Here is a 7,846-nt window from a genome sequence, read left to right as displayed (position 1 = left end):
CCGTGATGCCGTTGCCGGTGATGTCGGTGTACTTCGTGCCAGAGATGTCGAACTTCTCGAAGTTGGCGAAGTCGAGATCCGTCTGGTCGTGGCCCGAGGTGCCGACGATCGTGTAGCCGGCCGTTCCGACGGTCTGCACATAGCCGTCCGGCAGTACTTCGTAGACCTTCTTGCCGTTATAGGTGGAGTCCAGGCCAGCAAAGGACCAGCTGCCATTGGCGGCGGTCGTCGTCGACAGATCGCCGGCATTCAGGGTGCCACTGTTGTCCTTGTCAATGAAGATGGTGACGCCGCCAAGGCCGGTATCGTCGGCCGTGATGCCGTTGCCAGTGACGTCGGTGTATTTGATGCCCGACACCGAGAAGGTCGCAGGATTGCTCAGCGCGCTCCATTCCTCAAAGGTGCCGGTGCCAGACCAGTCACCACCCTGGAATCCCATGGCGGTATAGAAATATAGGAAGTTGCCGTTCGCTGGATCGAAATTGGCAGTCGGCACCAGAACAATCACGTCGCCGCCGCCGCCGCTGCCGCTGTCATACTCGGCGTCCATCAGGACCGAATAAGTCCCCCCAGCATTCATATTATAAGCTAAAGTGGTGTTCCCAGAAGTGAAATGGAAGTTGGGGTCCGTCCCCGCAGTGTCAGGGCCGGCCGCGAAGCTGCCCGCACCAAGACTGCCATCGGCCGACTGGTAGATCTTCAGCTGATCGAGCGAGAGGAATGGATTCGCCCCCGTCTGATGCATATCAAGACGGAATGCGTAATACGCTCCGTTCGGGTTTACCGTGCCATCGGCATCGACTTTGATCAGGGTGTTCAGAGCAATGACCATATTGTGCTGGCTGGACGTCTTTTCATCCAACACGCCATCGGGGCTGTTGAAGCCCTGCTCCGCGCCGGCATTCTGAATCTGCGCAAACACCGACCAATTGCCGGTACCGGAAGAACCAGATACCAGATTGTCGAAAATCACCGTGTCGCGGCTTGAAAACCGAGCACCAGCCGCGTCCACGATCGTGTTGTCGGCGGTTATGTCGATGTGGGTGTCGACATAGGCGAAGGTCGTCGGCGGCGTCTGCGGCGGCGGCGCATCCGTGAACGTTGTTGTGGCCGTGTTGCCAAAATCATCAGTGGCCGTCAGCACGAAAGCCTGGTTTGCCGCATCGGCATTGACGTACCACGACGTCTGGATCGATCCGTTGACGACGCCGTCGAGATCGCCGGCGCCGCCGTCGGTGACGGTCCAGGGCGTGCCGGTTCCCGTGAGATCATATGAGAGCACATCGTCCGCTGTGCCGAGGACGCCATCAGCGCCGGCGCTGAGATGAGCGACCTCGAAGGTGAACGTGCCGCCGTCCGAGACATTGGTGGTCGTGATTCCCACCGTCTCGCCGGGCGCGTAATCCGCATCCGCCTGATCAAGCGAGATTGCAGGCGGCGCGACGGGGTCGATGCTTCCGGTCGTCGTGGGATCGGTTACCGTGAGCGGATCACCTGTCAGATTGTCCGTAATGTCGGCCATGACGTTTCCCCTTGAATTTGACTGCGGTTGCGTTCCGTATCTGCTGTTTCCATTTTCCCGCTCCAGGCGGGGCTTACTGTCTGAAGGCTCGGGTGATCTGGTCCTGCAGCGGCTTCACCAGGTAGGACATCACCGAACGGTCCTCGGTCTTGATGAAGGATTCCACCGGCATGCCGGGGACCAGCTTGACGTCGCCGAGGCGTGCAACCTGGGCGGCGGTCGTCCTGATGCGCACGGTGTAGTAGCTGGCGCCGGTGCGCTGATCGGTGGCGATGTCGGGCGAGGTCCGCTCGACCACGCCGTCGATCTGCGGCGTGGTGCGCGTGTTGAATGCGGAAAAGCGCAGCGAGGCCGACTGGCCGGCCCATAGCTTGTCGATGTCGCTGGGCGCGATCCTGGCTTCCACCGCAAGGCTGTCATTGTCGGGCACGACCTGCATGATCGTCTCGCCCGGCTTCACCACGCCGCCGACCGTATAGGCGATCGACTGCTGCACGACCCCGTCCTGCGGCGCGCGGATGTCGACCCGCTTCAGCTGGTCCTCGGCGGCGACCTTGCGTTCCAGAAGCTCGCTCATCTGGCCGTCGACATCGCGCAGGTCCTTGTTCACTTCGGTGCTGAGGTCGAGATCGATCTGGATGATCTGCAGCTTGATCTCGGCGATCTTCCCCTCGGCCTGCGCCTGGGCGGCGATGAGCTGGCCGCGCTCGCCGTCGAGGCGGGTGGCTTCGCGCTCGGTCTGCGTCAGGCGATCGATGGAGATGAGCTTCTTGGCCCAAAGCGCGCGCACCGAAGCGAGCTCCTTTTGCTCCAGCTTGATCTCCTTGCCCTTGGCATCGGCCTGCGCCACGTCTCCGGCGATCTCCTTCTCGAGCTGGGCGATGCGTTCCCCAAGCTGGCTCTTCTGCCCGGCACGGGAGGTGCGCCGGGTCTCGAAGTGCTGCTTTTCGCCGGCCACAGCCTCGGCGACGTCAGGATCGGCGACGCGGTCCAGAAGCTCACGCGGAAAAACGATGGAATCGCTCCCCTGGCGCTCCGCATCGAGCCGGGCCTTGCGCGCCGTGAGCTGGTCGAGCGCCTGCTCACCACCGCGAGATTGGCGGCCGGCACGGTGCGGTCGAGACGCAGCAGAAGGTCGCCGGCTTTCACCTTGTCGCCGTCGTGGGCATCGATCTCGGCAACGATGCCACCGATCGCATGCTGCACGTTCTTGACGTGGGAATCGACGACGAGCGTGCCGGGGGCGATCACCGCGCCGGCGATCTCTGTGACCGAAGCCCAGCCACCGACGCCTCCGGCAAGCAGCAGCACGGCTCCAAGCCCAAGCCTCGTGTGGAAGCGGATCGACGCGTGCGAGGCGCTCGACACTGCCATGTCAGTTCCCTCCCCCGGTTCCGTTTGCGGCAGCCATGCGGGGGCCTTCCGCCGCCTTCGGCGGCTGGTTCCCTGAAGGGACCGGCCGCAGCATCGGGAACATCTTGGCGAAAACCTCGTCCTTCGGTCCGAATTCGTGCACGCGCCCCTGGTTCATCGCCATGATGAAATCGACGGCGGCCAGCACGTTCGGACGATGGGCGACAATCACCACCACGCCGCCGCGCTCGCGAACGCCGAGCATGGCCCGGATCAATGCCTGCTCGCCATCCATGTCCAGGTTGGAGTTCGGTTCGTCGAGCACGACGAGGAACGGATCGCGATACAGCGCGCGGGCGAGCGCGATGCGCTGGCGCTGGCCGGCCGAAAGCGCTTCTCCATGCTCGCCGATCTCGGTCTCGTAGCCCTGGCGGAAGCTGACGATCAAGTCATGCGCGCCGGCCGCCTTGGCCGCGGCGATGATCGCGTCAGCGTCGGTTTCCGGTTCGAAGCGGGAGATGTTTTCGGCGACGGTGCCGGCAAACAGCTCCACGTCCTGCGGCAGGTAGCCGATATGGCGGCCGCGCTCTTGTGACGACCACTGGTCGAGATCGGCGCCGTCAAGCTTGACGCGGCCGCCGACAGGCTGCCAGGCCCCAACGAGAGCCCTCACCAGGGTGGACTTTCCCGAGCCGCTCGGGCCGATGATGCCGAGCCCATGGCCGGCCTCCATGGCGAAGCTGGCGTCCTGGACCAGCAGCCGCTGCACCCCCGGAGCCGCGATCATCGCATTCTGCATTGTCACGTTGGCGTTCGGCGCCGGCAGCTGCAGCGGCTCGGTCTCGGCGGGCATGGCCGCCAGCACTTTGGCCAACCGTTGCCAGCCCTGGCGGGCGCTCACGAAACCTTTCCAGTTGGCAATCGCAAGATCGACTGGCGCGAGCGCGCGGCCGCTGAGGATAGAAGCGGCGATGATGACGCCCGCCGTCGCCTGCTCCTCGATAACCAGCCAGGCGCCGATGCCGAGCATCGACGACTGCAGCAGCATGCGCAGCACTTTCGATACCGAACCGAAGCTGCCGGCAACGTCGCTCACCTTGCGCTGGTCGGCAATGAATTCGAGGTTGGCATCTCGCCAGCGCGACGCCAGCCCGCCAGCCATGCCCATGGCGGCGACCACTTCAGCATTGCGAGTACCCGCCGTGATCAGCCCGCCGCGGCGATTCCCGCTCGAGGTGGCGGCCGATACCGGTTGCCGGGTCAGCCGCTCGGCAAGCAGGGTCAGCACGACCAGCACGGCCGCCCCGAGCAGCGCCGTCACGCCAAGCACCCAGTGGAACATGAAGATGATGACCAGATAGATCGGCATCCATGGCAGGTCGAACAGCGCCGTCGGGCCCATGCCGGACAGGAAGCCGCGCACGCTGTCGAGATCGCGCATCGGCTGCAGGCTGTCGCCCTGGCGCCCTGCCTTCAGCGGCAATCTCAGCATCGAGGTATAGACACGATGACCAAGAGCTTCGTCGAGGGCGCCGCCGATCCGCACCAGAACCCGCGCGCGCACGAAATCGAGAAAGGCCTGCCCGCAATAGAGGATGACGAGCAGGATCGAAATGCCGACGAGGGTCGGCAGGCTGCGGCTCGGCAGCACGCGGTCATAGACCTCGAGCATGTAGAGCGAGCCCGCCAGCATCAGCACGTTGAGCATGCCGCTGAACAGGCCAACGGAGACGAAGGCGGACCGGCAGCTGGCAAGTGCGGCAGCGAGTTCCGAACGAGCGGAGCCGGCGGGCCGACGGCCGGTCGCTCTCGTCGAAGGTTTGCTGCGTGTCCCTGTGCGAGAATGTGCGGCGTCGACGACGCTTTGCGCCGCGGCTTGCACGACGTCGCCGCGGGCGCGGAACATGGCCAGGCAACCGAAAGCCGCCATCGCCGCCGCGACGAGCATCGAGCCTATCGATGCATGCCGGCCGGAGCCGAAGAGGAGAAACATGGCAACGCAAGCCACGAGGATCAGGCCGACAAGCCGCACCTTCGCCTGCGCCGAACGAAAGATTGTGCCCATCAACCTGAGCGACGCGTTACCGAACCCCACAGCCACGACACGCCTTTCACATCCTGGGCGCGTCAGTTGCCGCCGTTGGCAGGATGGCCGCGCGCAAGGCAGCCCAAACACCCGTGCCAAGAGCGCTGAGATCAGCGCCTACTCCGTAGAGGGGAGATTCGCATAACGTCGAGCAAGCCGCACCAACTGCTCAGGCCGGCGAGTGGCGGCTCTCGACGGCTCACTGATCAAGGATGACGGCGACGGCGGCGAAAATGCCGCAATGCTATTCCTACCCCAGTAGCGCCGTAACTCCTTGTTGCCGGTCAGGAGGCTTTTCACGCTACTCTTTATTAGCAGATTATTAACTCTACCGGGGCGTGCGTCAACGGGCAACTCCATGAAGTGTTTATGACATGCCTCAAATCCATGCATAAAAGGCGGCTGTTCAGTATAAAGAACACTTCGTGTTATTCTTAGGTCCAGCGCAACCAAAGACCTATGCGCCGACCTATCGGACTTCGGTTGTCGGACTTCGGTCGCCATCGCGAGGACCTGAAGGGACGCGGCCGGGGGAACCCTCAGACAACCTTCTTCTTCCCGCGCTTGCCGCCATGCCTGGCGACCGCCTTCTCGACGGCGCGCTTCAATTCGTCCTTGATCTCTGCCGTCTCGGCCATCAGCGCCTCGATCTTCAGGAAATCGAGCACGCGGTACTTCGAGACTTTCGGGCGGATCAGGATGTCGGGCCTCGACTGCTGCAGCTTGTTGGCGATGATCGACTGCATCATCAATTGCGAGGCGCCGTACATCAGGTCGACCGTGGTCGGGTGCTTGCGCTCGGCATCGCTCGGCGCTCCGACCACGTCGATCGCGATGATGATGTCGGCATCCTTTTCGAGGAGATCGAAAGGAACGGGATTGTAGATGCCGCCGTCGATCAGCAGGCAGCCATTGCGCACCACCGGACGGAACACCGCCGGGATGGCAGCCGAAGCGGCGAGCGCGGAATGCAATTCACCCTCGGCGAGCACCGCCAGCTTGTGGCCGAAATAATCGGTCGCCGTCACCTTGAGCGGGATCTCCAGCGCGTCGAATGTCCGTGGGATCGGCTCAGGCAGGAAGGCCTTCAGGATGCGCTCGATGTTGAACTGGCCGACGCGGATGCCGCCCTGCATGGCCTCCGCGATCGTGCCCGGCCGCGAGCGCCACATGCGCGCCGCCACTTCGGCGCGGCTGCCGAGGATCGATCGGGCATAGCCGTGGATCTCGGCGCCCGTCATGCCCGACGCCATGCCGGCTCCCATGATGGAGCCGATCGACGAGCCGGCGATCGCCACCGGCTTGATGCCAAGCTCGTCGAGAGCCTCGATGATATGGATATGCGCGAGACCGCGCGCGCCGCCGCCGCCGAAAGCCACCCCGAAGGTCGGGCTCATCCCTTGCCGCCTCCCGCCACCTGAACCAGCGGCGGGCCGATGACCATCACGGCGGGATCGGCCGACAGAAGCTTCTTCGCCGCCGCCTTGACGTCGGCCAGCGTCACCGCGTTGATGAGCGCGGCGCGGCGCTTCATATAGTCGATGCCGAGATTGTCGACCTGCAGCTCGACCAGCGTCGCGGCAATGGAGGCGGAGGAATCCAGATTGTTGATGGCGTAAGCGCCGATCATGTATTTCTTGATCGCCGCGAGCTCTTCCTCGGTGGGGCCGTTCTCGGCCATATCCTTCACCACCTGGCGCACGATCGAAAGCGTTTCGGCGGCGCGGTCGGAGCGCGTCGCCGTCGTCACCAGCAGCGCGTGGGAGTGCTCGTTGTCGACCAGATCGGAACTGACGCCATAGGCAAGGCCGCGCTTCTCGCGCACCTCCGAAAAGAGCCGGGAGGTGAAGGTCGAGCCGCCCAGGATCTCGTTCATCAGGACGGTGGCAAAGAAATCTGGATCGCTGCGTTTCACGCCCGGCCAGGCGAGCTGCAGCGAGGTCTGCGGCAAGTCGTAGTTCACCTCGAGTTGCTGCCCCAGCTTTGGCGTGACATCCGACACCGGAGCCAGCGCCTGCTTTTCGGGCAGATCGCCGAAGACGTCGTCCAGCTTGTTGCCCAGTGTCGCGGCGTCGATATCGCCGACCACCGCCACATGCAGCCCGCCGCGGGCGAAATTGGCCTTGTGGAAGGCCCTGATGTCATCCGCGGTGATGGTGGTCAGGCTGCCCTTCGTCCCCTGGTCGGAACGCGAATAGGGATGCTCGCCGTAAATGGCGCGCAGCCAGCGCTGCTGCGCCACCGTGTTCGGATCGCGCTCATTGGCGAGGATGCCGGAGAGCACCTGGGCGCGGATACGGTCGATCGGCGCCTGGTCGAAACGCGGGCTGTTCACCGCCAGTTTCAGCAGGCCAAAAGCCTCGTCCTTCTGCTCGGACAGCATACGCATCGAGCCGTAGGTGCCGTCGCGCGCAGCCTGAAAACTCATCTCGGCGCCGGCATCGTCGAGCTTCTGCTGGAAGGCGTCGCTGTCGAGGTCGCCGGCGCCTTCGTCGAACAGGCCGGTCATCAGGTTGACCAAGCCCTCCTTGCCGGCCGGATCCTGCGCGCTGCCGCCATCGAAGACGAAGCGGATGGCGATCAGCGGGATCGAATGGTCCTCCACCAGCCAGGCGGTGATGCCCTTTTTCGACTTCACCTCCTGGATGTTCATCTCCGCGCGGGCGGCAAGCGCCGGCAGGAGCAGGAAGAACAGGGCAAAGCAAAGCGTGGCGACGGCGCGATAGATTTTTCCTTCTCCCCTTGTGGGAGAAGGTGGATCGGCGCGCAGCGCCGAGACGGTTGAGGGGTGGGTGACAGATCGCCATCCCAGCCAAGCTGGAACACCCCTCATCCGTCCGAGCTTCGCTCGGCCACCACCTGGGGGCGAGCCACGGGTCTCGCCC

The 7,846-nt window shown here is 64.1% G+C and carries 4 protein-coding genes and 1 pseudogene; all 5 read right to left on the bottom strand.

The genetic code is table 11. The features are described 5' to 3' along the window. On the bottom strand, positions 1 to 1,522 hold a 1,522-nt coding region (locus tag EOA23_RS28980), incomplete at its 3' end, for a hypothetical protein (protein ID WP_210212505.1). 73 nt (positions 1,523 to 1,595) lie between these two features. Then, positions 1,596 to 2,896 (bottom strand): annotated as a pseudogene (locus tag EOA23_RS28975) (HlyD family type I secretion periplasmic adaptor subunit). 1 nt (position 2,897) lies between these two features. Further along, positions 2,898 to 4,940: a type I secretion system permease/ATPase gene (locus EOA23_RS28970; protein WP_245474376.1), complete on the bottom strand. Its 2,043-nt coding sequence runs from the start codon at positions 4,938 to 4,940 to the stop codon at positions 2,898 to 2,900. A gap of 560 nt (positions 4,941 to 5,500) precedes the next feature. Continuing rightward, positions 5,501 to 6,358 carry a patatin-like phospholipase family protein gene (locus tag EOA23_RS28965; RefSeq protein ID WP_127306663.1) on the bottom strand — a complete coding sequence of 286 codons (858 nt, stop codon included), beginning with the start codon at positions 6,356 to 6,358 and terminating at the stop codon, positions 5,501 to 5,503. Next, complete coding sequence (locus EOA23_RS28960; RefSeq protein ID WP_127306662.1) at positions 6,355 to 7,794, bottom strand: pitrilysin family protein; 1,440 nt, start codon at positions 7,792 to 7,794, stop codon at positions 6,355 to 6,357. Before EOA23_RS28960 ends, EOA23_RS28965 begins: the two co-directional genes overlap by 4 nt. Positions 7,795 to 7,846 lie beyond the last annotated feature (52 nt).

This window comes from Mesorhizobium sp. M2A.F.Ca.ET.042.01.1.1, from assembly GCF_003997405.1.
Classification (GTDB): domain Bacteria; phylum Pseudomonadota; class Alphaproteobacteria; order Rhizobiales; family Rhizobiaceae; genus Mesorhizobium.
Note: the sequence above shows the minus strand (reverse complement) of the source record. Positions and strands in the feature narration are given on the sequence as shown.

Bases quoted from the DNA above. Each gene is read 5' to 3' on its own strand.
- EOA23_RS28970 (WP_245474376.1), bottom strand. From the start codon at position 4,940: ATGGGCACAATCTTTCGTTCGGCGCAGGCGAAGGTGCGGCTTGTCGGC.
- EOA23_RS28965 (WP_127306663.1), bottom strand. From the start codon at position 6,358: ATGAGCCCGACCTTCGGGGTGGCTTTCGGCGGCGGCGGCGCGCGCGGT.
- EOA23_RS28960 (WP_127306662.1), bottom strand. From the start codon at position 7,794: ATGAGGGGTGTTCCAGCTTGGCTGGGATGGCGATCTGTCACCCACCCC.